We start from the raw sequence: 22,376 nt of genomic DNA, 5'->3' as shown, positions 1-22,376 counted from the left end.
GAAGAAGCTTTCATGCCAACCACCGTCGCACCCCAAATGTCGCGCTCGAAGCTCTCGGTCAAGGACCTGAATTTCTACTACGGCAAGTTCCACGCGCTCAAGGGCATCAACCTCGAGATTCCCGAGAACAAGGTCACGGCCTTCATCGGCCCGTCGGGCTGCGGCAAGTCGACCTTGCTGCGCACCTTCAACCGCATGTTCGAGCTGTACCCGGAGCAGCGTGCCGAAGGCACGATCGCCCTGGACGGCGAGAACCTGCTCACGTCCAAGCAGGACGTGGCACTGATCCGCGCCAAGATCGGCATGGTCTTCCAGAAGCCCACGCCGTTCCCGATGTCGATCTACGACAACATCGCCTTCGGCGTGAAGCTGTTCGAGAGCCTCTCGGCCAGCGACATGGACGACCGCGTCGAATGGGCACTGAAGAAGGCCGCCCTGTGGACCGAAGTGCGCGACAAGCTGCAGCAAAGCGGCTCGGGCCTGTCCGGCGGGCAGCAGCAGCGCCTGTGCATTGCGCGCGGCATCGCGATCAAGCCCGAAGTGCTGCTGCTCGACGAACCCTGCTCGGCGCTGGACCCGATCTCGACCGCGAAGATCGAAGAGTTGATCGCCGAGCTGAAAAACGAGTACACCGTGGTCATCGTGACCCACAACATGCAGCAGGCCGCCCGCTGCAGCGACTACACCGCGTACATGTACCTGGGCGACCTGATCGAGTTCGGCGCGACGGAGCAGATGTTCTTCAAGCCGCAGCGCAAGGAGACCGAGGACTACATCACCGGCCGTTTCGGCTAAGGAGTCAACCATGACTGAAAAACATTTGTCCAGCCAGTTCGACAGCGAACTCAACGGCGTCTCGTCGCGCGTGATGGAGCTCGGCGGCATGGTCGAGTCGCAGATCCACACGGCCGTGTACGCGCTGCTGCAGTTCGACGTGGAAGCCGCCGACCGCGTGATGGAAACGGAGAACCGCGTCAATGCGATGGAAATCGACATCGACCGCGAGCTCTCCTCGATCATTGCGCGCCGCCAGCCGACGGCACGCGACCTGCGCCTGCTGATCGCCATCAGCAAGACCACCGCCAACCTGGAGCGCGTGGGCGACGAGGCCAACAAGATCGCGCGCATGGTCAAGTCGATCATCGAGAGCGGTTCGGCCCGGGCCTTGCCCACCACCGAGCTGCGCATTGCGGCCGACCTGGCCTCGGGCCTGCTGCGCAAGGCGCTCGACGCCTTCGCGCGCCTGGACACGGCCGCCGCGGTGTCGATCCTGAAGGACGACGACCTGATCGACAAGGAGTTCGACGGCTTCGTGCGCAAGCTGGTCACCTACATGATGGAAGACCCGCGCACCATCTCCGCCAGCCTGGACCTGCTGTTCCTGGCCAAGGCGATCGAACGCATCGGCGACCACGCCAAGAACATTGCCGAATTCATCATCTACATCGTCAAGGGCGCCGATGTGCGGCACACTTCAATGCAGGAAATCGAGTCCGCGCTCCTGTAACGGCGGCGGCAAGACTCCCTCAAACAACATGAAGAAACCCCGAGTCCTGATCGTCGAAGACGAGTCCTCGATCGCCGAGCTGATCGCCGTCAACCTGCGCCACAACGGCTTCGAGCCGATCTGGTCGGAAGACGGCGCGGCAGCCCAGCGCGAGATCGACGCGTTGCTGCCGGACCTGATCCTGCTCGACTGGATGCTGCCGGGCCAGAGTGGCCTGCAACTCGCGCGCCAGTGGCGCAAGGACCCGCGCACCAAGGCCATTCCGATCCTGATGCTGACGGCGCGCGGCGACGAACCCGACAAGGTGGCCGGCCTGGACGCCGGTGCCGACGACTACATCACCAAGCCCTTTTCCACGCAGGAAATGCTGGCGCGCATCCGTGCGGTGCTGCGCCGCCGGGCGCCGGAAGTGGTCACGGAGCGGGTGGAGATCGGCGAGCTCGCACTCGACACCGCCACGCACCGCGTGACCTGGCAGGGCGGCGCGCTGAAGGTCGGGCCGACCGAGTTCAAGCTGCTGGCCTACCTGATGCAGCATGCCGAGCGCGTGCACAGCCGGGCGCAACTGCTCGACAAGGTGTGGGGCGACCACGTCTACATCGAGGAACGCACGGTCGACGTGCACGTCAAGCGCCTGCGCGAATCGCTGGGCGCGGCCGCACCGATGGTGGAAACCGTTCGCGGCGCGGGCTACCGCCTGACGGCCCAGGTCACGGTCTGAGCGCCGTGCCGTCGGCGCCGCCCGATGGCAGGCGCGGATAATCGCCCGCCATGCCTTTTCGCATTGCTACATTTTTAATAGCGTCTCTCGCAATAGCGACGGGCGCTATCGTTGCTTTCGGCTGGAAATACGGTTGGCTGGGTGCATGGCTGGGCGCTGTGCTCTGGCTGGCGCTGGACGCCTGGCGCGCCGAGCGGCTGCTGCAGGTGCTGCGCAACGACGCGGCGGGCCTGCCGACGCGCGGGCCGGGTGTGTGGGGCGAGCTGTCAGAGCGCATCCGCAAGCTGTTGCGCGAGCGCGAGCAGCAGACACGCCAGGCCGAAGACCGGCTGCAGGAGTTTCTGGCGGCCATCCAGGCCTCGCCCAACGGCGTGGTGCTGCTCGACGAACAGGGGCGCATCGAGTGGTGCAACCAGACGGCGGCGGCCCAGTTCGGCATCGACGCCGAGCGCGACCTGGCGCAGCACCTGGCGAACCTGGTGCGCGATCCGGCCTTCGTGGCCTACCTGGCCTCGTGGAACTACAGCCGCGATGTGGTCATCGACGCACCGGGCATCGGGCATCACGCGCACCAGCGCGGGCATGCGATGCGGCTGTCGGTGCAGGTGCATCCCTATGCGGGCAACCGCCGCATGCTGCTCACGCGCGACATCACGGCACTGGAGCAGGCCGAGGCGATGCGGCGCGATTTCGTGGCCAACGTGTCGCATGAAATCCGCACGCCGCTGACCGTGCTGGCAGGCTTTGTCGAAACGCTGCAGAACCTGCCGCTCGATGCGGACGAGCGCATGCGCTACCTGTCGCTGATGGGGCAGCAGTCGCACCGCATGGAAACGCTGGTGAACGACCTGCTGACGCTGTCGCGGCTGGAAGGCAGCGCGGCGCCTTCTGGCAACCAGTGGATCCGCATTCGCGCGCTGCTTGCGCACTGCGAGGACGAAGGGCGCGGGCTCTCCGGCCGGCTGGCGCCGCTGGGGCACCGGCTGTCTTTCACCATCGACGCGGAGTCCGAGGTGTCGGGCGCGCCGACCGAGCTGCAAAGCGCCATGTCGAACCTGCTGAGCAACGCCGTCCGCTACACGCCGGGCGGCGGCGAGGTGGCCGTGAGCTGGCGCGTGCTGCCCGACGGGCGCGGCGAATACGCCGTGAAGGACACCGGCCCGGGCATTGCCGCGGAGCACATTCCGCGGCTGACCGAGCGCTTCTACCGCATCGACCGCAGCCGTTCGCGCGAAACGGGCGGCACCGGGCTGGGCCTGGCGATCGTGAAGCACATCGCGCAGCGGCACGGCGCAGAGTTGCGCATCGAAAGCACCGTGGGCAAGGGCTCGCGCTTCGCGCTGCTGTTTCCGGCCGCGCGCGTGCGGGAAGCGCGCGTGCTGGTCAGGTAGCCCGCGGGGCGTTTCAGCCCGGCCGCTGTGACATCGTGCGGCGCAGCAGCGCGATGAACATCAACGCCGTCAGTGCCAGCGCGCCGGCGCTCATGAACCAGAACGCCAGCGGCGACTGCATGGCCGGCCAGGGGCCAATGCCTCGGTAGGCCAGCAGGTAGCTGCCGCCCAGCCCCAGGCCCCAGAGCATGGTGCAGTAGATGAGCAGCGGCGCCAGCGTCACGCGGTAGCAGCGCAGCACGAACACGCAGAGCGTCTGGACGGCGTCCGACAGGTGGAACGCCGCCACGGGCAGCAGCAATGCGGCGGCCAGCGCCACCACGGCGGGGTTGTCCGAATACACGTTGGCGAGCTGCGAGCGCAGCGCAACCATCACCCCCGCGAACAGCAGCGCGCACAGCACCGTCAGCTCGAACCCCAGCCGGCAGATGTGCCTGGCCTTGGCCACATCCCCGGCGCCGAGCCAGAAGCTCACGCGCGCGCTGGTCGCGATGGACAGCGACAGCGGCACCATGTAGGCCACCGCCATCAGGTTGGCGGCGATCTGGTGCGCGGCGGCCGCGGCTGTGCCGAGGCGGGCGATGAACAGCGCCATCAGCGTGAACGAGGTCACCTCCACCAGCACCGCCAGGCCCGCGGGCACGCCCATGCGCGCGAAGTGGCGGATCGTGTGCCAGTCGGGGGCTTCCGGGCGCTCCCACAGCCTGTAGCCGCGGTACAGGGGGCTGCTGCGCAGCAGCCAGACCGCGCAGGCCAGCATGGCCCAGTTGACGCACAGCGTCGCCCAGCCGCAGCCCACGAGGCCCATGGCCGGCACGCCGGCGCCACCGAAGGTGAACCACACCGACAGCGGCAGCTTCACCAGCAGCGAGCCCAGCTGCAGCCACGTCACGAGTTGTGGCTTGCCCAGGCTCTGGTTGAGCGTGCTGAACAGGCGAAACAGCAGGGCCGGCGCCAGGCCGAAGGCCAGCACGATGAGGTAGGCCTCGACCTCGCCGCGCATCTCGGCCGGCACCTGGGTCCACCGGAGCACGGCACCGGGCGACAGCAGCACCGCCATGCCGACCACGATGGCGATGGCGGCAAGGTACAGCGACTGGCGCACCGAACGGCCCACCTCCGCGCCGCGGCCGCCGCCGTGCAGCTCCGCCCAGATCGGCAACAGCGCCTGCAGCACCCCCATCAGCGACACGTACACGCTGATGAACACGGCCGCGCCGACCGACAGGGCGGCCAGTGCGTTTTCGGAATAGCGGCCCGCGATGATGGTGTCGGTCACGCCGAAGGCCATCACGGCCAACTGGCCGACCAGCACGGTGCCGGCGTGCCGTGCGATCAGGCCCCGTTCGCCACTCACTGCGGCGGGATCTTCTGGTACAGGAGAAGGTCGTCCGCCGCGCTGCTGGGGCGGCGCAGCGTGCCGGCAAAGCGCCACTGGTCGAACGGAATGATGGTGTGCAGCCGCTCGATGGTCTCGGGGCTGGCCAGCAGCCACGGGCAGTTGTTGTCCAGCAGCAGCGGCTTGACGTCGAGCTGGCCGTGATGCCGCAGCGCCGCGATGTGCGCGCGGCTCAGGGCCAGCTCGGCCACGCAGCCGTTTCGACCGACGCGTTGGACCACGGCGTCGACCTGCGGCACGTAGCTGCGCGCGTAGTCGATCGGCGGCAGCCACAGCGTCATGAGCAGCATCCAGCACAACGCGGTGCCGCCGGCCGGCAGCACCAGCGTCTTCCACAGTGCCGCACGGTGGCGCCCGGTGCGCCAGCGCACCAGCCAGCACCAGGCAATGGTCGCGGCCACCGCCAGCACGACGGCAATCAGAGAGAACTCGGGCACGAACCCCGGCACCAGGCGGGCCACGCTGGCGGCCGGCTTGGGCGGCACGCCGGTCTGCATCGCGATCCAGTAGATCCAGCCCAGCACGGCGAGGCCGCTGAAGAACAGCACGTTGAACCAGTCGATCAGCGCTGCCGCGCTGCGCCGGAAAGTGGGCAGGGCGAAGGCCGCGAGCGTGGCGAAGGCGGGCAGGGCCAGCAGCAGCGAGCGGTCCGAGAAGTCGGTGGTCCAGGTGGCGGCCAGGGGCACCAGCGCGAACCAGAACGGCAGGGCGACATGGCGTGCCGTGAGCTGGCGCCGCCACCGCCAGAGCGTCCAGAGGGCCAGCGGCCAGACCGGCCAGGTGAACCACAGGAGCAGCTTGGCCTGGCTGCGCACGTCGCCGAGCAGCGAGCCGCCGGTCATGGTGATCTTCCAGGTCGGCAGCTTCAGGGCGAACACCAGCACGGCGGCCAGCACGGTGACGCCGACCACCGTGAGGAAGGCGGCGCGCGTGTAGCCGGGGCCGCTGTCGTCTTCGCTGGACGCGTCCTTGGCGAGGCGCGTGGCCACGAGTCGGCGTTCGTAGGCGATGTAGAGCGCGCTCCCGATGGCCAATGCCAGGCCGACGGTGGGCGCGCCGCTCAGCGTGACGCCGAGCGTGCCCACGACCAGGGCGGTCACCGGGCCGGCCCGGCGGTAGGGCAAGGCGGCCACGCCGTAGAACAGGTACGAGGCGAAGAACAACTGCGCCAGCGCGGGCGTGGTTTCATGGCCGAGCTGGGCCAGGCCGAGGCAGGCGATCAGCGCGAGCAGGCCGCCGTCGGCAATGGCGCGCGCGTAGTCGGTCGGTCGGGCCTCGCCGCCGAAGGCGAAGGCCACGGGCTGGGCGCGCGCGGTGCGGGCCAGGTAATACACGGCGTACCAGGTGGCGGTGAACGCGCCCCACAGCAGGAACGCGAACACGATGCGCACGGCCAGGTCGGGGTTCAGCCACGAGGGGGCGATCTTGATGGCCAGGGCGCCGATCCAGTAGGGGACCAGCGCGGGCGTTTCCGGGCGCAGGCCCAGCAGCATCGGGTCGAACCAGCGCGCGATGCCTTCGGCGGTGCGGGCCAGCTCGGCCATGTAGCCGAAGGAGGTGATGTCCGCGCTCTTCCAGGGGCCCCGGCCGACAAGGCCCGGCAGCAGATAGGCCGCGCACAGCAGGAGCAATGCGATGCGCGGGAGGCGACGCACGGCATTCTGGGCAACGATGGCGGGGGTGGGCTGGTTCAAGTGGCGAAAAGCAGGAGTCGGAAAGAAAAAGGGCAGCGCGGTAAACCGGGCTGCCCTCGACGCACAAGCGCGTGCTTTACTTCGAAGCAGTGCCGGTGGTCTTGCCGAAGCGGTTGCGGAACTTCTCGACGCGACCGCCCATGTTGTCGACCGACTTTTGCGTGCCGGTGTAGAACGGGTGCGATTCGCTCGTGGTGTCGAGCTTGAACAGGGGCAGCTCGCGGCCGTCGTCGGTCTTGCCCATTTCCTTGGTGTTCGCGCACGAACGGGTCACGAACTTGAAGCCGTTCGACATGTCGACGAACAGGATTTCGCGGTAATTGGGGTGGATGCCTTCTTTTGCCATGGTGTTTCCTTTTGCGCTGTTGGAATCAATGCGCGGTCGATGCGAGAGCCACCAGCATGCCAGTCGTCTGGCGCGCTGCCCCAGACAAGCTGGGGAGGCCGGGCCAAGCTGCCCAGCCGCACTTTTCGCGGAGCCCATGATTATCGCATACTGCCCCATTTTCGAGCAAATCGAGGCGCTTCCATGACTTCCAGACCCCTGCGCGCCGGCCTCGTCGGCTATGGTTTTGCCGGCCAGACCTTCCATGCCCCGGTGCTTTCCGCCGTGCCGGGGCTCGAACTGGCCGCCGTGGCCAGTTCGCAGCCGCACAAGGTCCACGCCGACTGGCCGGGCGTGGCCGTGGTGCCCGATGTGGCAGCGCTCGTGGCCCGGGCGGACATCGACCTGGTCGTGGTGGCAACACCGAATGCCGAGCACTTTCCGGTCGCCAAGGCGGCACTGGAGGCCGGAAGGCATGTGGTGGTGGACAAGCCCTTCACGCTCGACGTGACGCAGGCCCGGGCGCTGGAGGCATTGGCGCGGAGCCGCCACCGCGTGCTGAGCGTCTACCAGAACCGGCGTTTCGACGCCGATTTCCTGACGCTGAAAGACGTTCTGGCCAGCGGTGAGCTGGGCCGACCTGTGTACTTCGAGTCACATTTCGACCGCTTCCGGCCCGAAGTGAAGGTGCGCTGGCGCGAGCAGGCCGTGCCGGGTTCGGGCCTCTGGGTCGACCTGGGCGCCCACCTGGTCGACCAGGCCGTGCAGCTGTTCGGCCGGCCCGACACGCTCCAGCTCGACACCGCCGTCCTGCGCGACGGCGCCGTGGTCGAAGACTACTTTCATGCGGTGCTGCGCTACGACAGCGGACCGCATGCACCCTTGCGCGTGGTGCTGCATTCGACCACGCTGGCCGCGCATGCCGCGCCGCGCTACATCCTTCACGGCACGCGCGGGAGCTACGTGAAGCACGGCGTCGATACGCAGGAAGATGCGCTGCGCGCCGGCCAGCGGCCGCCGTCCGAAGGGTGGGGCGCCGATCCGCTCGACGGCGAACTCACGCTGATCGGCAGCGACGGGGCCGCCAGCACGCGTGCCGTGCCGACGCGCCCGGGCAACTATGTGGACTATTACGCCGCGGTGCGTGACGCGATCCTCGGCCAGGGGCAGAACCCGGTGCCGCCGGAGCAGGCGGTCGCGCTGATGGAACTGCTGGACATCGGTCGCCAGAGCGCCCTTGAGGGCCGCGCGATCGGCATCGCGCGCCCATGAAAAAAGCGCGTTGACCCGTGAGGGCCAACGCGCTTTTGCGACAGAGCGTGGTACTCAGCCGCCGCGACGCATCATGTCGAAGAACTCGACATTGGTCTTGGTCGCCTTCATGTTCTTGAGCATCAGCTCCATCGCCTCGATCTCGTCCATGTTGTACATGAGCTGGCGAAGGATGCGTGTCTTCTGCAGGATCTCGGGCGCCAGCAGCAGCTCTTCGCGGCGCGTGCCGCTGCGGTTGAGCTGGATCGACGGGAACACGCGCTTTTCGTACAGGCGGCGGTCGAGGTGGATTTCGGAGTTGCCGGTGCCCTTGAACTCTTCGAAGATCACTTCGTCCATGCGGCTGCCGGTGTCGATCAGCGCGGTGCCGATGATGGTCAGCGAGCCGCCTTCTTCCACGTTGCGCGCGGCGCCCAGGAAGCGCTTGGGGCGTTGCAGTGCGTTGGAGTCGACACCGCCGGTCAGCACCTTGCCCGAGGAGGGCACGACGTTGTTGTAGGCGCGGGCCAGGCGGGTGATCGAGTCGAGCAGGATCACCACGTCCTTCTTGAGTTCGACCAGGCGCTTGGCGCGCTCGATCACCATTTCGGCGACGTGCACGTGGCGCGCTGCGGGCTCGTCGAAGGTCGAAGCAATGACTTCGCCCTTCACCGTGCGCTGCATTTCGGTCACTTCTTCAGGGCGCTCGTCCACGAGCAGCACCATCATGTGCACGTCGGGGTAGTTGGCGCTGATTGCGTGGGCGATGTGCTGCATCATCACCGTCTTGCCGCTCTTGGGCGGCGCCACGAGCAGGGCGCGCTGGCCTTTGCCGATGGGGGCGATGATGTCGATGATGCGGCCCGTGATGTTCTCTTCGCCCTTGACGCCGTCGCGTTCCAGCTTCATCTGTTCCTTGGGGAACAGCGGCGTCAGGTTTTCGAACATCACCTTGTGCTTGTTCTGCTCGGGCGGACCGTCGTTGACCTTGTCGAGCTTGGTCAGCGCGAAGTAGCGTTCGCCGTCCTTGGGCGTGCGCACTTCACCTTCGATCATGTCGCCGGTGTGCAGGTTGAAGCGGCGCACCTGGCTGGGCGAGATGTAGATGTCGTCCGTGCTGGCCGTGAAGCTGGTGTCGGGGCTGCGCAGAAAGCCGAAGCCGTCGGGCAGGATTTCGAGCACACCGTCGGCGAAGACCTGTTCGCCCGCCTTGGCGCGCTTCTTGATGATCGCGAACATCAGCTCCTGCTTGCGCATGCGGCCGACGTTTTCGATTTCAAGCGCTTCAGCTTGCTTGAGGACTTCAGACACGTGGAGTGCCTTGAGTTCGTTTAAGTGCATGGAATGACCCCTCGCGGGGTAATCGAACGGAAAACGGGGGGAGGTTGAATGTGAAGCGAGAACTGCTTCACTAACCGGGGAACTCGAACCGGTTGCCTGGAAGGGCCGGTGATCTGTGGGAGATTATGACAGGAAAAACGCGCCGGCCAACGCATTGCGCGCTGGCCGGTTGAAATCGTTCAGGCGAGTTGCTGGTCGATGAAGGCCGTGAGTTGCGCCTTGCTCATGGCGCCGACCTTGGTGGCGGCCAGCTGGCCGTCCTTGAACAGCATCAGCGTGGGGATGCCGCGAATGCCGAACTTGGCGGGGATGTCGCGGTTCTCGTCCACATTCAGCTTGGCGATCTGCAGCTTGCCTTCGTAGGTGGCCGACACTTCGTCGAGGATCGGGGCGATCATCTTGCAGGGGCCGCACCATTCGGCCCAGTAGTCGACCAGCACGGGCTGGCTGGACTTGAGCACGTCGGCCTCGAAAGAGGAATCGGAGATGTGTTTGATGAGTTCGCTGGCCATGTGATGTGTCCTTGGTGCGCAGAGAGTTTCGGTGCAGCTAAAGTGCTGGTCATTGTGACAGAAACCAAGGGGTGGCGTGCCGTGCGGGCATGCTATGGCAGCGATAGCCAAAGCCCTTGTCCGTCACCTCCACGCGCTCTCCAACCCCCTCGATAGAACATGAACGAAGGCCACCCTGTCCAGGCCCTGTGGTGCGATCCCGCCGCCGGCGTCGTCGCGCGCATCGTCCGCGCGCTCGACGACCGCCAGCTGCATGCGGCCCGCACCGTGGTGCTGGTGCCCTATGCGCAGCTGATGGGCGTGGCGCGCGCCATGTGGGCGCGCTGCGGCAGCGCCGGCTTCGTGCCGCGCTTCGAAACCACCCACAACTGGGCACGCAGCGCGGGCGGCTTTGTGCCGAGCGGCTACGACATCGCGCACGACATGGCGCGCGACCTCGTCACGGCCCAGGCGCTGCTTTCGCAGTCGGGGTTCACCGCCGAGCGATTCGCCCTGGCTGGCCGTGTGGTCGAGCTGGCCTACCAACTGGCGCCCCTCGCGGCAGCCGAGACGCCCGAGGCACGCGCCGGCGACTGGGCGCAGCGTGCCGCCGGCGTGGCCGAGGCGGGCAGCGAATCGGAGTGGTTCCGCACCGAAAGCGCGCTGATCCGCATCGCCGTCGCGTGGGTCTCGACCTCGGGCTATGCGACCGACGTGCTGCTGCGTGAATCCACGCGCGCGCAGGTCGATGCGCTGATCGTTCTCGAAGGCTTCCAGGCCGATCCGCTCACCCAGTCGCTGTGCGCCCTGTGGGGCGACGATGCCCTGCGTTTCTCGCTCGTGCCGCCGGGCGCGCCCGGGGAGCCGGCTGCTTTCCACGTGGCGCTGGATCCGGAAGACGAAGCCCAGCTCGCCGCCGCCTGCGTGCTGCGCCACCTGGCCGAAGAACGCTCCCCCGTCGCGCTGGCTGCGACCGACCGCGCGCTCACCCGCCGCATCAACGCCCAGCTCGCGGCGCAAGGTGTGGTCACGCACGACGAGACCGGCTGGAAACTGTCGACCACGCGCGCCGCCGCCACGCTGATGAGCGCGCTGCGCGCCTGCGCCCACGACGCCGGCAGCGACCAGGTGCTCGAGTGGCTCAAGGGCGGCGCCGACGGCGACGCTCCGGCCGTGCAGTCGCTCGAGGCCCGCCTTCGCCGCGAGGGCCTGCGCGACTGGTCCGCGTGGTGTGCGCTGGTGGCGCGCAGCGAGAAAGCGCAGGACGTCGCGCTGCTGCCCTTCACCGAGGCCGTCGAGGCGCGCCGCATGCCGATGGCCCGTTCGCGCCCCTTGGCCGAATGGCTGCACGCCTTGCGAGAGCTGCTCGAGGCGGGCGGCCATTGGCAGCTGCTGGTCGACGACTTCGCCGGCGGCAAGGTCATCGGTGCGCTGTGGCTCGACGCCGGCGCGCACGGCGACGACGACGCGTTTCCGGGCGGGCGTCACACGCTGGCCGAGTTCACCGCCTGGGCCCGCGACGTGCTGGAAGACGCCAGCTTCGTGCCGCCGGCCGGCGATCAGGCCCCGCGCGTCGTCGTGCTCCCGCTGTACCAACTGCTGGGTCGCGCGTTCGGCGCCGTGGTCATCCCCGGTTGCGACGACCGGCGCCTGCCCGCATCGCCCGAGCCACCCGGCAACTGGAGCGCGGCGCAACGCCTCGAACTCGGCCTGCCTTCGCGCGAGGTGCTCGAGGCGGCACAGCGCGCGGCATGGGCCGCGGCCCTGCGCAACCCCTGCTGCGAGTTGCTCTGGCGCCAGTCCGATGCCACCGGCGAGCCGGTGAGTCCCAGTCCGCTGGTGCAGGCACTGCGGCTCGACCACGCCTTGCAGCCTTCCGCCGATCCGCGCCTGCCGCGCGAGGTTGCCGTGGAGCCGACCGCGTACCCGAAGCCCTCGGGCGCGCTCCTGCCGCTGGAGAACATCTCCACCAGCGTGTACGAGGACCTGCGCCGTTGTCCCTACCGTTTCTTCGCGCTGCGCCAGTTGGGCCTGCGCAGCGCCGACGAGCTCGACGCCGAGGTCGACAAGCGCGACTTCGGCAACTGGCTGCACGCCGTGCTGGGGCATTTCCATGAGGCGCTGATCGAAACCCCGACGCAGGATGCGCAGGAGCGCCTCGCGTTCATCGAAGACGCCGCGCAGCGCGCCACCCGTGAAATGGCGCTGTCCGACGCCGAGTTCCTGCCTTTTGCCGCGGCCTGGCCTGCGGTACGCGACGGCTACCTCGGCTGGCTCACGGGCCACGAGGCGGGCGGCGCGGTCTTCGTCGAGTCCGAGCCCTGGAAGGAGCAGTCGCTGGGCAACCTTCGGCTGGTCGGCCGTCTCGACCGCATCGACCGCATGCCCGACGGCCAGGCCTTCGTGATCGACTACAAGACCGAGTCTTCCTCGGTGACCAAGGAGCGCGTGAAGGATCCGACCGAAGACACGCAGCTCGCGTTCTACGCGGCGCTGGTGGCCGACGACACCCTGCGCGCGGCCTACGTGAACGTGGGCGAGAAATCGTCCGGCACGCAGACCGTCGAGCAGCCCGCGGTGGTCGAGGCGCGCGACGCCCTGGTGTCCGGCATCATCGAAGACTTCGCCCGCATCGCGCAGGGCGCCGCGTTGCCGCCGCTGGGGGAGGGCGCCGTGTGCGACTACTGCGTGGCGCGCGGCCTGTGCCGCAAGGATTTCTGGGGCGATAAGGCCCCCCGGCTTGCTTCGCCATCCCCCGAGGGGGAGGCGCCTGCGCCTTGGGGCGGCCCGGCGGTCGGAGGCGATACGAAATGAACGGCGCGGCATACGAACACAACGGCCGCCACGTCGCGCGCGAGGCTTTCTACACGGTCGCCTGCGATCCGCGCCGCTCCGTGGCGGTGGAGGCCTGCGCCGGTGCGGGCAAGACCTGGATGCTGGTCTCGCGCATCCTGCGTGCATTGCTCGAAGAGGGCGAATCCGCCTGCGAACCGCACGAGATCCTGGCGATCACCTTCACGAAGAAGGCGGCCGGTGAAATGCGCGAGCGGCTCGACCAGTGGCTCGAAGACTTCGCCGAGCGCCCGCCGGAAGAGCTGGTGCGCGAACTCGTGATCCGTGGTGTCGAACCTGCGGCCGCACTGGCTGCCGTTCCGCGCCTGAAGGGCCTCTACCGGCGCCTGCTCGAAGGCGGCCGGCCGGTGCAGTTCCGCACCTTCCACGCCTGGTTTGCGGGCCTGCTGCGCAATGCGCCGCTCGCGGTGCTGCGCGAACTGGGGCTGCCTTCCAACTACGAGCTGCTCGAAGACGATGCCGAGGCGCGCGGCCACACGTGGCGCCCGTTCTTCGAAGCGGTCACTGCCGACAAGGACGCCCTGGCCGACTACTACGCCGTCGTCGCGACGCACGGCCGCTCGCAGACGGCCAAGGCGCTGAGCGAAGCCCTGTCCAAGCGCGTGGAGTTCTCGCTCGCCGACCCGGAAAACGCCGTGCAGCATTTCAGCGCGTTCCATCCGTCGCTCGAAGGCCTGGACGCGCCGACCGATGCGTTGCGCGGAGAACCCGTCCGGCGTCGCTGGCTCGACCGCGCCGCCGCGCTGGGCCGCGAATCCAACAAGACGCCGCAGAAGGCGGCCGAAGCCATCATCGACGTGTTCGGCACGGGCGAGCCCGCGGTTGAATCGCTGTCGTCCGCACTCGCGCACCTGCGCAAGAACTTCTTCGTCGCGACCGAAGACCGGCTCAACAAGAACCTGCAGAAGTTCCCCGCCGCCCAGGAGGCCGAGGCCGAACTGCAGGTGCTGTGCGGCGCGCAGGCGCAGCACGCGGCCTGGCTCTACCAGCAGCGCATGACGCGCCTCACGCGCCTGCTGATCGCCGCCTTTGCCGATGTCAAGCGCGCCCACGGCTGGGTCGACATGAACGACGTCGAGCAGGCCGCGCAACTGCTGCTGGGCCAGTCGGCGCTGTCAGGCTGGGTGCAGGAGCGGCTCGACGCGCGCATCGCGCACCTGCTGATCGACGAGTTCCAGGACACCAACCCGCTGCAGTGGCAGGCGCTCTACGGCTGGCTCAGCGCCTACGTCGGCGCAGGCAGCAGCGCGCCGCGCGTGTTCATCGTGGGCGATCCGAAACAGAGCATCTACCGCTTTCGCCGGGCCGAGCCGCAGGTGTTCATCGCGGCCAAGAAGTTCGTGCGCGAAGGGCTGGGCGGCGAGCTGCTGAACTGCGACCACACGCACCGCAACGCGCGCAACGTGGTCGGCCTGGTCAACGCGGCGATGCTGGCCGCGCAGGATGCCGGTGAGTTCGACGGCTACCGCGCCCACACCACCGAACGCGGCGACGAGGGCGAGCTGCTCAAGCTGCCGGCCATCGACCGCGATGCGCTCGGTGAATCGGCCGAGGCGGCGCCGGCGGACGACGGCATGCTGCACTGGCGCGACAGCCTCGTCACCCCGCGCGTGCTGCCCGAAGAGCAACTGCTGCAGAAGGAGTGCGAGCAGGCCGCCAGATGGGTCGCGCAGCGCATCGCCGACGGCACGCCGCCGCGGCAGATCATGGTGCTGGCGCGGCGTCGCAGCCGCCTGTCCGCCATGCAGGACGCCCTGCGCCAGCGCCACATTCCCGTGCAGCAGCCCGAGAAGAACGAGCTGCACGACGCGCCCGAAGTGCAGGACGTGGTCGCGCTCATCGACGCGCTGGTGTCGCCCGCGCACGACCTGTCGCTGGCGCGCGCGCTCAAGTCGCCCGTGTTCGGCGTCGACGACGAGGTGCTGGTTGAACTGGCATTGCGCCAGCGCGAGCGCGGCATGGTCAGCTGGTTTGCGCTGGTGCAGAAGGACGAAAGCCTGCCGCCGGTGTTGACCGAGGCGGGCGCGAGGTTGAAGAAGTGGCAGCGCTGGCTGATGACGCTGCCGCCGCACGATGCGCTGGACGCGATCTTTCACGACGGCGACCTGCTCGCAAAATTCGGCGCCGCCGTGCCGGCCACCCTGCGCCAAGGCGTACTGGCCAACCTGCGCGGCGTGCTGACGGCGTCGCTCGACATCGACGGCGCGCGCTTCGTCACACCTTACGCGCTGGTGCGTGCGCTGCGCGCCGGCGGGGTGCGTGCGCCGACCGTGGCCGCGCCCGATGCGGTGCAACTGCTGACCGTGCACGGCGCCAAGGGCCTTGAAGCCGACACGGTGCTGATGCTGGACTGCGACGCCGCGCCACCGCGCGCCCAGACCATGGGCGTGCTGGTCGAATGGAAGGGAAGCGACAGCGCGCCCACGCGCTTCGTGTTCCTTGCGAGCGAGAAGGCGCCGCCCGCCTGCGCGGTCTCGCTGCTCGAGGAAGAGCAGCGCGCGCGGCATCGCGAGGAGCTCAACGGCCTTTACGTGGCGACCACGCGGGCGCGCGAGCGGCTGGTGCTGTCGTCGGTGCGTCCCGCGCGTGCCAACGAAAGCAGTTGGTGGTCGCGGCTGGAGCCTCTGTGCGAGCCCACCGAGGCCGACGAGCCGGTGGTCGCGCTGCCGACGGCAGCGAGCGCGGGCACCTTCGGCATGAAGCAGATGCCTGCGGTGCCCGCATCCGCCGCGCCGCCGACCGCGAAGAAGGCCGCCGACGCGACCGTCGATGCGCGCGCCGCGGCTTTCGGCCAGGCCATGCACCGGCTGCTCGAATGGGCCGTGCCGGGCGAGGCGCTGCCGGCGGCGCATGTGCGTGCCGCGGCACGCGAATTCATGCTCGACGCGCAGCAGGCGCGCGGCGCGGCGGCGCTGGCCCAGCGCATCCGCGCGGGCGAGGGCGCCTGGGTGTGGGACGATCGCAGGGTCGACTGGCATGGCAACGAAGTCACGCTGGTGCATGAAGGCGAGACCTTGCGCATCGACCGTCTGGTGCGCGAGCGCGACGGCGGCGCCTGGTGGATCCTCGACTACAAATCCGCGGCGCGCCCCGAACGGGACGCCGCGCTGATCGCACAGATGCAGCGCTACCGCGCCGCAGTGCAACATGCCTACCCCGGTGCCACGGTGCGCGTCGCGTTCCTGACCGGGCAGGGCGAACTGGTAAATCTCGAATGACTGTTTCCTCTACCGTTGCCGTGATCGGCGGCGGACCTGCCGGCCTGATGGCGGCCGAAGTGCTGAGCGCCTCCGGCGCGCAGGTGCATGTGTACGACGCCATGCCCTCGGTGGGCCGCAAGTTCCTGCTGGCCGGCCGCGGCGGGCTGAACCTCACGCACTCCGAGCCTTTCGACGTGTTCATGAGCCGCTTCGGCGACCGGCGCGCGCAGCTCGAGCCGATGCTCGCGCAGTTCGGGCCGCAGCAGGTGCGCGAATGGGCGGCGGGATTGGGCGTCGAGACCTTTGTAGGCACCTCGGGGCGCGTGTTCCCGACCGACATGAAGGCAGCCCCGCTGCTGCGCGCCTGGCTGCAGCGGCTGCGCGCGGCGGGCGTGCAATTTCACATGCGGCATCGCTGGCAGGGCGACGGGGCGCTGGACCTGGGTGCGTTGCGCTTCAGGACGCCGGGCGGCGAGGTCACGGCGAAGGCCGATGCGGTGGTGCTGGCGCTGGGCGGCGCCAGCTGGGCGCGATTGGGTTCCGACGGTGCCTGGGTGCCCTGGCTGCAGGCGCAGGGCGTGGACGTGGCTCCGCTGCTGCCCGCCAATTCCGGCTTCGACGGCGCGGGCTGGAGCGAGCATTTCTCCAGCCGCTTCGCCGGCCAGCCCTTCAAGTCGGTGGCCATTGCATTCACCGACAGCCAGGGCCGGCACTTTGCGCGCAAGGGCGAGTTCGTGGCGACCGCTACGGGCATCGAAGGCAGCCTGGTCTATGCGGCCTCCGCGCTGCTGCGCGACGAGATCGCAGCCAACGGCAGTGCGACGCTGTTGCTGGACTTGCTGCCCGATCGCACTGCCGAGCAGGTGCTGGCCGCGGTGAAGCATCCGCGCGGCGCGCGTTCGCTGAGCAGCCACCTCAAGAGCCGGCTCGGGCTCGAAGGTATCAAGGCCGGCGTGCTGCACGAAGCGCTGAGCCGCGAGGCAATGCAGGACGCGGCGCAACTGGCGGCCACGATCAAGGCGGTGCCGCTGAAGCTGGTCGCGACGCGGCCGGTGGACGAGGCCATCAGCACGGCGGGCGGTGTGCGCTTCGACGCGCTCGATGCCCAACTGATGGCCAGCGCGCTGCCGGGTGTTTTTGCTGCGGGAGAAATGCTGGACTGGGAAGCGGCGACCGGCGGCTACCTGCTCACCGCGTCGATGGCCAGCGGTGCGGCGGCAGCGCGCGGCGCGATTCAGCGGCTGGGCCTGTGAAGGCCCCGAAGCGCTGGGTGTTTCTGCTGACTGGCTGAGTGAATTTGCAAGCCTCGTTTCATTTCGCACGGAATGAAACGAGGCTGCTGAAGAGGTTGACGAGCCTTACCCCTGGCACTGACTACGCAGTTAGGGCTGCTTGGTTCCCCACCTGACCCGGTTGGCCACTTCACCATGCAGGGAGGCCCGTCAGCTGTCATTGTAACCCCCCAGGCTGCGCGCACTTCGTGTCGCTTCTCCTTCCCCCTGCTGGGGGCGATACCAGAGGCCCGGCAAAGCCGGTTCCTCGGTATCCCGCGAAAGAGGCAGTCCCTTTTTCATTGCCGTGCGGTCTCGAGGAGGAGCGCTGCGCCTTTTAGAATGCCCGCAATGTCCTATCTCGTGCTCGCCCGCAAGTTCCGTCCGAAAACCTTCGCCGAGATGGTCGGCCAGGGGCACGTGGTGCAGGCACTCGAGAACGCACTGACCACGCAACGCCTGCATCACGCCTATCTGTTCACCGGCACGCGCGGCGTGGGCAAGACCACGGTCTCGCGCATCCTGGCGAAGTCGCTCAACTGCCAGGGGCCGGACGGGCAGGGCGGCATCACGGCCACGCCGTGCGGTGTCTGCCAGGCCTGCCGCGACATCGATTCGGGCCGCTTCGTGGACTACACCGAGCTCGACGCGGCCTCCAACCGCGGCGTGGACGAAGTGCAGTCGCTGCTCGAGCAGGCCGTCTACAAGCCGGTGCAGGGGCGCTTCAAGGTCTTCATGATCGACGAAGTGCACATGCTCACCAACACCGCGTTCAACGCGATGCTGAAGACCCTCGAGGAGCCGCCCGAGTACCTCAAGTTCGTGCTGGCCACCACCGATCCGCAGAAGGTGCCGGTCACGGTGCTGTCGCGCTGCCTGCAGTTCAACCTGCGCCCGATGGCACCCGAGACGGTGCTCGAACATCTGACGAGCGTGCTGCAGACCGAGCAGGTCCCCGCCGAGCAGCAGGCGCTGCGCCTCCTAGCGCGCGCGGCGCGCGGCTCGATGCGCGATGCGCTGTCGCTCACCGACCAGGCCATCGCCTTCGGCAACGGCGAGCTGCTCGAGACCGGCGTGCGCCAGATGCTCGGCAGCGTCGATCGCGGGCATGTGTTCCGCCTGATCGAGGCGCTGGCGCAAGGCGACGGCAAGACGGTGGTCGAGACCTCGGAGGCGCTGCGCGTCGACGGCATGTCCGCCGCCTCCACGCTGGAAGAAATGACGGCTGTGCTGCAGGCCATGGCGGTGCTGCAGGCGGTGCCTTCTCGGGCGGAATCGGCCGACTCGGCCACCGACCCCGACGCGGCCGACACCGCGCGCCTCGCCGCGCTGATGCCGGCCGACGAAACGCAACTGCTCTACAGCCTCTGCCTGCACGGGCGCGGCGAGCTGGGCCTGGCGCCCGACGAGTACGCCGCGCTGACCATGGTGCTGCTGCGGCTGCTGGCCTTCAAACCGTCCCACGCGGCTGCTTCGACAGCCTCCACGGAAAAAAAAACTCTGAATGAAGCTGCGGCGGTCGCGCCGCAGGCGCCGGCACGCGCCGCGCCCGCGGCGCCCGTTGCATCGGTGACCGCGCCCGCGGCGCCCCTTGCCCCGGTACCTGCACCCGCACCCGCACCCGCACCCGCAGCGGTTCACCCTTCCGCAGAGCCGCCGGCCTCGGCCGCTCCCGCACCCACTGCTCCCGCTGCCCCCGCCGCCCCGGCAGGCCAACGCCTCTCGGTGGTCGACGAACCCCGCCATGCCGACCCTCGTCCGGCGCCCACGGAAGCGTCTGCCAAGGTCTTCGGCGTACCGATTCGCGTGCAGCCGCCGGCGGGTGCACGCGACGTGCCGCATGCCGAAGGGCAACGCGGCGCCTTCACGCCCATTCCCCCCAGCGAGGACGGCGATTTCTGGTACGCCACGGTCACCCAGTTGGTCGCGGCCGAGGCCATCACCGCACTGGCGCGCGAACTGGCGCTGCAGTCGCAACTGGTGGGGCGTGACACCGACCAATGGCTGCTGCGCATCGAGCGCGAAACGCTCAGCCAGCCCTCCAGCCGCGAAAAGCTGACCACTGCCCTGGCCGCCATCGGCCATGACGTCAAGCTGGCCATCGAGATCGGTGGCGTCATCGACAGCCCCGCGCGCCGCAACAAGCAGGCCGCCGAAGAGCGCCAGCGGGTGGCCGAAGACGCCATCCTGAGCGACCCCGAGGTGCAGGCGCTGATGCGCGACTTCGATGCGAAGATCGTCCCTGGCACGCTGAAGCCGGTCTGACACCGGACCGATGGCCCGTCTCTCTTATCCTTCCCCACTTTCCAACCCATCTCAATCGACTAGGACCACACGATGTTCAACAAAGGACAACTCGCCGGCCTCATGAAGCAGGCGCAGGCAATGCAGGACAACCTCAAGAAGGCCCAGGAAGAACTGGCGCACATCGAGGTCGAAGGCGAGTCCGGTGCCGGTCTCGTGAAGGTCGTCATGACCTGCAAGCACGACGTCAAGCGCATCACCATCGACCCCAGCCTGCTGGCGGACGACAAGGACATGCTCGAAGATCTCGTGGCCGCAGCCTTCAACGCTGCCGTGCGCAAGGCCGAGGAAACGAGCGAACAGAAGATGGGCAAGCTGACGGCCGGCATGCCCGGTCTGCCGCCCGGCATGAAGCTGCCGTTCTAAGCGGTACATGGCAGACGCAAGCTCGCTCGACGCCCTGGTCGATGCGCTGCGCCGCCTGCCGGGTGTCGGCATCAAGTCGGCCTCGCGCATGGCGTTCCATCTGTTGCAGCACGACCGCGACGGCGCGCAGCTGCTCGCGCGCGCGTTGCAGCAGGCCGCGGGCCATGTGCGGCACTGCGAGCTGTGCAACACCTTCACCGAAGCGCCGATCTGCAACGTCTGCATGGACTCCCGTCGCGACGGCACCAAGCTCTGCGTGGTCGAGACGCCGGCCGACCAGGCCGCGCTGGAGCGCACTGGCGCCTTTCGCGGCTACTACTTCGTGCTCATGGGCAAGCTCAGTCCGCTCGACGGCATCGGGCCCAACGACATCGGCCTGCAGAAGCTCTTCGACCGCGCCCGCGACGGCACGGTGAGCGAGGTCATCCTGGCCACGAACTTCACGGCCGAAGGCGAAGCCACCGCGCATGTGATCGGCGAAGCGCTCAAGCAGCATGGCCTGACCGTGACACGCCTGGCGCGCGGCGTGCCGGCCGGCAGCGAACTCGAATACGTGGACCTGGGCACCATCGCCCACGCGCTGGTCGACCGCCGTTAACACAGCCCCCCTCGACATGACGTTCTCATTGCTCACCGTCGCCTACTGGTGCGTGTTCATCGCCTGCGGCCTGCCGTACCTCTCCGCGTGGCTCGCCAAGGCCGGCAGCTTCGGGCCGCGCGACAACCAGCACCCGCGCGACTGGGCCGCCAGGCAGAGCGGCTGGCGCGCACGCGCCAACAGTGCGCAGGCGAACAGCTTCGAAGGGCTGCCATTCTTCGTCGGCGCGGTGATCATTGCGCACCAGCTTGGCGCGGCGCAGTCCCGCCTGGACATGCTCGCCGTGGCCTACGTGGTGCTGCGCGTGATCTACCTGGGGCTCTACATCAAGGGCATCGGCGGTGCGCGCAGCGCGGTCTGGGCCCTGGGGTTCCTGGTGAACGTCGCGATTCTTTTTCTCGCGCGGTAAGCGCGCAGGACAAGCGCAGAAGAACGGTTGGCCACGGGCCTCCTGGAGGCCTTCGTGCTTACGTGAAAACCCGCACGGGATGACCCCGATGCAGTGGCGTGATGCGGCCTCTAAGCTCGATTCAGTTCACAGGAATCACAGAGCCTACAGGCCCCGTCACAGGCACCGTTTCATGCTTCATCGCCGCACCCTCATTTCAGCCTCCGCCATTGCCGCCGCAACCATCGGGTTGCCGCGTGTCTTTGCGCAGCAGGCGAAGCTGGAGAAGACGAAGATCTCCATCGCCGTGGGCGGCAAGGCGGCGTTTTACTACCTGCCGCTCACCATTTCAGAGCAGCTGGGCTACTTCAAGGCCGAAGGGCTCGAGGTCGAAATTTCGGACTTCGCCGGCGGCGCGCGGGCGCTGCAGGCGGTGGTCGGCGGTTCGGCCGATGTCTGTTCGGGAGCGTACGAACACACCATCAACCTGCAGGCCAAGAACCAGTTCTTCCAGGCCTTCGTGCTGCAGGGCCGCGCACCGCAGATCGCGGTGGGTGTGTCGACCAAGAACATGGCGGGCTACACCGGCATTCAAGACCTCAAGGGAAAGAAGATCGGCGTCTCGGCGCCGGGCTCGTCGACCAACATGGTGGCCAACCTCGTGCTGTCGCGCGGCGGGCTGAAGGCCAGCGACGTGAGCTTCATCGGCGTGGGCGTGGCGGCCGGCGCGCTCACCGCGCTGCGCTCGGGCCAGATCGACGCCATCAGCAACACCGATCCGGTGATGACCATGCTCGAGCAGAAGGGCGACGTGAAGATCATCAGCGACACGCGCACGCTCAAGGGTACGGAACAGGTGTTCGGCGGCACGATGCCGGCGGCCTGCCTGTACGCGTCGGCCGACTTCGTCCAGAAGAACCCCAACACCTGCCAGGCGCTGGCCAATGCCATCGTGCACGGCCTGAAGTGGCTGCAGACGGCGGGGCCGGGCGACATCATCAAGACGGTGCCCGAGACCTATCTGCTCGGCGACCGCGCGCTGTACCTCGCGTCCTTCGACAAGGTGCGCGAATCCATCGCCACCGACGGGCTCGTGCCCACGGACGGCCCCAAGACGGCGCTCAACGCCATTGCGAGCTTCGACACCTCCGTGAAGGCCGACAAGATCGACCTCGCGAAAACCTACACCAACGATTTTGCTCGGCGCGCGAAAGACAGGTTCAAAGCCTGACAACGAACGTCCCCGCGACCCGGCTTCGGCCGGGTTTTTTATTCC

General features: G+C 68.2%; 18 protein-coding genes and 1 other RNA gene. 13 read left to right on the top strand and 6 right to left on the bottom strand.

The window, feature by feature from the left end:
* The first annotated feature begins 12 nt into the window (after positions 1–12).
* Genes pstB through phoR form a run of 4 tightly spaced genes read left to right on the top strand, consistent with a single transcriptional unit; the run spans position 13 to position 3,619 of the window.
* A complete protein-coding gene (pstB, locus tag ACSFBM_RS08405; RefSeq protein WP_435483952.1) occupies positions 13–795 on the top strand; it encodes a phosphate ABC transporter ATP-binding protein PstB in 783 nt (260 codons plus the stop codon).
* A 10-nt stretch (positions 796–805) separates the two neighbouring features.
* The gene (gene phoU / locus ACSFBM_RS08400) at positions 806–1,507 is read left to right on the top strand and encodes a phosphate signaling complex protein PhoU (protein ID WP_435446234.1); all 702 of its coding nucleotides are present in this window, start codon (positions 806–808) and stop codon (positions 1,505–1,507) included.
* 28 nt (positions 1,508–1,535) lie between these two features.
* On the top strand, positions 1,536–2,228 hold the full coding sequence (phoB, locus tag ACSFBM_RS08395) for a phosphate regulon transcriptional regulator PhoB (protein WP_435483951.1): 693 nt from the start codon (positions 1,536–1,538) through the stop codon (positions 2,226–2,228).
* A gap of 50 nt (positions 2,229–2,278) precedes the next feature.
* Positions 2,279–3,619, top strand: a complete 1,341-nt coding sequence (phoR, locus tag ACSFBM_RS08390; RefSeq protein WP_435483950.1) for a phosphate regulon sensor histidine kinase PhoR — start codon at positions 2,279–2,281, stop codon at positions 3,617–3,619.
* 13 nt (positions 3,620–3,632) lie between these two features.
* Here phoR and ACSFBM_RS08385 read toward each other — a convergent pair whose 3' ends face one another.
* From ACSFBM_RS08385 to ACSFBM_RS08375, 3 genes are all read right to left on the bottom strand, one after another.
* A complete protein-coding gene (locus ACSFBM_RS08385; protein ID WP_435483949.1) occupies positions 3,633–4,976 on the bottom strand; it encodes an MATE family efflux transporter in 1,344 nt (447 codons plus the stop codon).
* Positions 4,973–6,712: a DUF2339 domain-containing protein gene (locus tag ACSFBM_RS08380; protein ID WP_435483948.1), complete on the bottom strand. Its 1,740-nt coding sequence runs from the start codon at positions 6,710–6,712 to the stop codon at positions 4,973–4,975. The genes ACSFBM_RS08385 and ACSFBM_RS08380 overlap by 4 nt, the downstream gene beginning before the upstream one ends.
* A 76-nt stretch (positions 6,713–6,788) precedes the next feature.
* A complete protein-coding gene (locus tag ACSFBM_RS08375) occupies positions 6,789–7,058 on the bottom strand; it encodes a type B 50S ribosomal protein L31 (RefSeq protein WP_257860341.1) in 270 nt (89 codons plus the stop codon).
* Positions 7,059–7,241: 183 nt separating this feature from the next.
* On the opposite strand from ACSFBM_RS08375, the gene ACSFBM_RS08370 reads away from it, so the two are divergent.
* Complete coding sequence (locus ACSFBM_RS08370; RefSeq protein WP_435483947.1) at positions 7,242–8,309, top strand: oxidoreductase; 1,068 nt, start codon at positions 7,242–7,244, stop codon at positions 8,307–8,309.
* 54 nt (positions 8,310–8,363) lie between these two features.
* Here the strand turns inward: ACSFBM_RS08370 and rho are convergent, their stop codons facing one another.
* Both rho and trxA read right to left on the bottom strand, forming a co-directional pair.
* Positions 8,364–9,629: a transcription termination factor Rho gene (gene rho, locus ACSFBM_RS08365; protein WP_435438086.1), complete on the bottom strand. Its 1,266-nt coding sequence runs from the start codon at positions 9,627–9,629 to the stop codon at positions 8,364–8,366.
* Between the two features lie 179 nt (positions 9,630–9,808).
* Complete coding sequence (gene trxA, locus ACSFBM_RS08360; protein WP_042578306.1) at positions 9,809–10,141, bottom strand: thioredoxin TrxA; 333 nt, start codon at positions 10,139–10,141, stop codon at positions 9,809–9,811.
* A gap of 159 nt (positions 10,142–10,300) precedes the next feature.
* Here trxA and ACSFBM_RS08355 point away from each other — a divergent pair, with 159 nt between their 5' ends.
* Genes ACSFBM_RS08355 through ACSFBM_RS08345 form a run of 3 tightly spaced genes read left to right on the top strand, consistent with a single transcriptional unit; the run spans position 10,301 to position 17,426 of the window.
* Complete coding sequence (locus ACSFBM_RS08355) at positions 10,301–12,934, top strand: PD-(D/E)XK nuclease family protein (RefSeq protein WP_435483946.1); 2,634 nt, start codon at positions 10,301–10,303, stop codon at positions 12,932–12,934.
* The gene (locus ACSFBM_RS08350; protein ID WP_435483945.1) at positions 12,931–16,191 is read left to right on the top strand and encodes a UvrD-helicase domain-containing protein; all 3,261 of its coding nucleotides are present in this window, start codon (positions 12,931–12,933) and stop codon (positions 16,189–16,191) included. Before ACSFBM_RS08355 ends, ACSFBM_RS08350 begins: the two co-directional genes overlap by 4 nt.
* Positions 16,188–17,426 carry a TIGR03862 family flavoprotein gene (locus ACSFBM_RS08345; protein ID WP_435483944.1) on the top strand — a complete coding sequence of 413 codons (1,239 nt, stop codon included), beginning with the start codon at positions 16,188–16,190 and terminating at the stop codon, positions 17,424–17,426. Before ACSFBM_RS08350 ends, ACSFBM_RS08345 begins: the two co-directional genes overlap by 4 nt.
* A 94-nt stretch (positions 17,427–17,520) precedes the next feature.
* On the opposite strand, the gene ffs is transcribed toward ACSFBM_RS08345, so the two are convergent.
* An RNA gene (ffs, locus tag ACSFBM_RS08340) (signal recognition particle sRNA small type) lies at positions 17,521–17,617 on the bottom strand.
* Between the two features lie 178 nt (positions 17,618–17,795).
* Between ffs and dnaX the strand changes: the two genes are divergently transcribed.
* From dnaX to ACSFBM_RS08315, 5 genes are all read left to right on the top strand, one after another.
* Complete coding sequence (gene dnaX, locus ACSFBM_RS08335; RefSeq protein ID WP_435483943.1) at positions 17,796–19,709, top strand: DNA polymerase III subunit gamma/tau; 1,914 nt, start codon at positions 17,796–17,798, stop codon at positions 19,707–19,709.
* 72 nt (positions 19,710–19,781) lie between these two features.
* Positions 19,782–20,114, top strand: a complete 333-nt coding sequence (locus ACSFBM_RS08330; protein WP_007836669.1) for a YbaB/EbfC family nucleoid-associated protein — start codon at positions 19,782–19,784, stop codon at positions 20,112–20,114.
* Positions 20,115–20,121: 7 nt separating this feature from the next.
* The gene (gene recR / locus ACSFBM_RS08325) at positions 20,122–20,712 is read left to right on the top strand and encodes a recombination mediator RecR (protein WP_435483942.1); all 591 of its coding nucleotides are present in this window, start codon (positions 20,122–20,124) and stop codon (positions 20,710–20,712) included.
* A 16-nt stretch (positions 20,713–20,728) separates the two neighbouring features.
* Positions 20,729–21,121, top strand: a complete 393-nt coding sequence (locus ACSFBM_RS08320) for an MAPEG family protein (protein ID WP_435483941.1) — start codon at positions 20,729–20,731, stop codon at positions 21,119–21,121.
* Between the two features lie 172 nt (positions 21,122–21,293).
* Positions 21,294–22,331 carry an ABC transporter substrate-binding protein gene (locus ACSFBM_RS08315; RefSeq protein WP_435483940.1) on the top strand — a complete coding sequence of 346 codons (1,038 nt, stop codon included), beginning with the start codon at positions 21,294–21,296 and terminating at the stop codon, positions 22,329–22,331.
* Positions 22,332–22,376: the final 45 nt, after the last annotated feature.

The sequence above is a fragment of the Variovorax pasteuri genome (genome assembly GCF_051216435.1).
Classification (GTDB): Bacteria; Pseudomonadota; Gammaproteobacteria; order Burkholderiales; family Burkholderiaceae_C; genus Variovorax.
Note: the sequence above shows the minus strand (reverse complement) of the source record. Positions and strands in the feature narration are given on the sequence as shown.

Excerpts from the sequence above, each read along its gene's own strand:
- pstB (WP_435483952.1), top strand. The coding sequence starts at position 13 with ATGCCAACCACCGTCGCACCCCAAATGTCGCGCTCGAAGCTCTCGGTC.
- phoU (WP_435446234.1), top strand. The coding sequence starts at position 806 with ATGACTGAAAAACATTTGTCCAGCCAGTTCGACAGCGAACTCAACGGC.
- phoB (WP_435483951.1), top strand. The coding sequence starts at position 1,536 with ATGAAGAAACCCCGAGTCCTGATCGTCGAAGACGAGTCCTCGATCGCC.
- phoR (WP_435483950.1), top strand. The coding sequence starts at position 2,279 with ATGCCTTTTCGCATTGCTACATTTTTAATAGCGTCTCTCGCAATAGCG.
- ACSFBM_RS08375 (WP_257860341.1), bottom strand. The coding sequence starts at position 7,058 with ATGGCAAAAGAAGGCATCCACCCCAATTACCGCGAAATCCTGTTCGTC.
- ACSFBM_RS08370 (WP_435483947.1), top strand. The coding sequence starts at position 7,242 with ATGACTTCCAGACCCCTGCGCGCCGGCCTCGTCGGCTATGGTTTTGCC.
- rho (WP_435438086.1), bottom strand. The coding sequence starts at position 9,629 with ATGCACTTAAACGAACTCAAGGCACTCCACGTGTCTGAAGTCCTCAAG.
- trxA (WP_042578306.1), bottom strand. The coding sequence starts at position 10,141 with ATGGCCAGCGAACTCATCAAACACATCTCCGATTCCTCTTTCGAGGCC.
- ACSFBM_RS08355 (WP_435483946.1), top strand. The coding sequence starts at position 10,301 with ATGAACGAAGGCCACCCTGTCCAGGCCCTGTGGTGCGATCCCGCCGCC.
- ACSFBM_RS08350 (WP_435483945.1), top strand. The coding sequence starts at position 12,931 with ATGAACGGCGCGGCATACGAACACAACGGCCGCCACGTCGCGCGCGAG.
- ACSFBM_RS08345 (WP_435483944.1), top strand. The coding sequence starts at position 16,188 with ATGACTGTTTCCTCTACCGTTGCCGTGATCGGCGGCGGACCTGCCGGC.
- dnaX (WP_435483943.1), top strand. The coding sequence starts at position 17,796 with ATGTCCTATCTCGTGCTCGCCCGCAAGTTCCGTCCGAAAACCTTCGCC.
- ACSFBM_RS08330 (WP_007836669.1), top strand. The coding sequence starts at position 19,782 with ATGTTCAACAAAGGACAACTCGCCGGCCTCATGAAGCAGGCGCAGGCA.
- recR (WP_435483942.1), top strand. The coding sequence starts at position 20,122 with ATGGCAGACGCAAGCTCGCTCGACGCCCTGGTCGATGCGCTGCGCCGC.
- ACSFBM_RS08320 (WP_435483941.1), top strand. The coding sequence starts at position 20,729 with ATGACGTTCTCATTGCTCACCGTCGCCTACTGGTGCGTGTTCATCGCC.
- ACSFBM_RS08315 (WP_435483940.1), top strand. The coding sequence starts at position 21,294 with ATGCTTCATCGCCGCACCCTCATTTCAGCCTCCGCCATTGCCGCCGCA.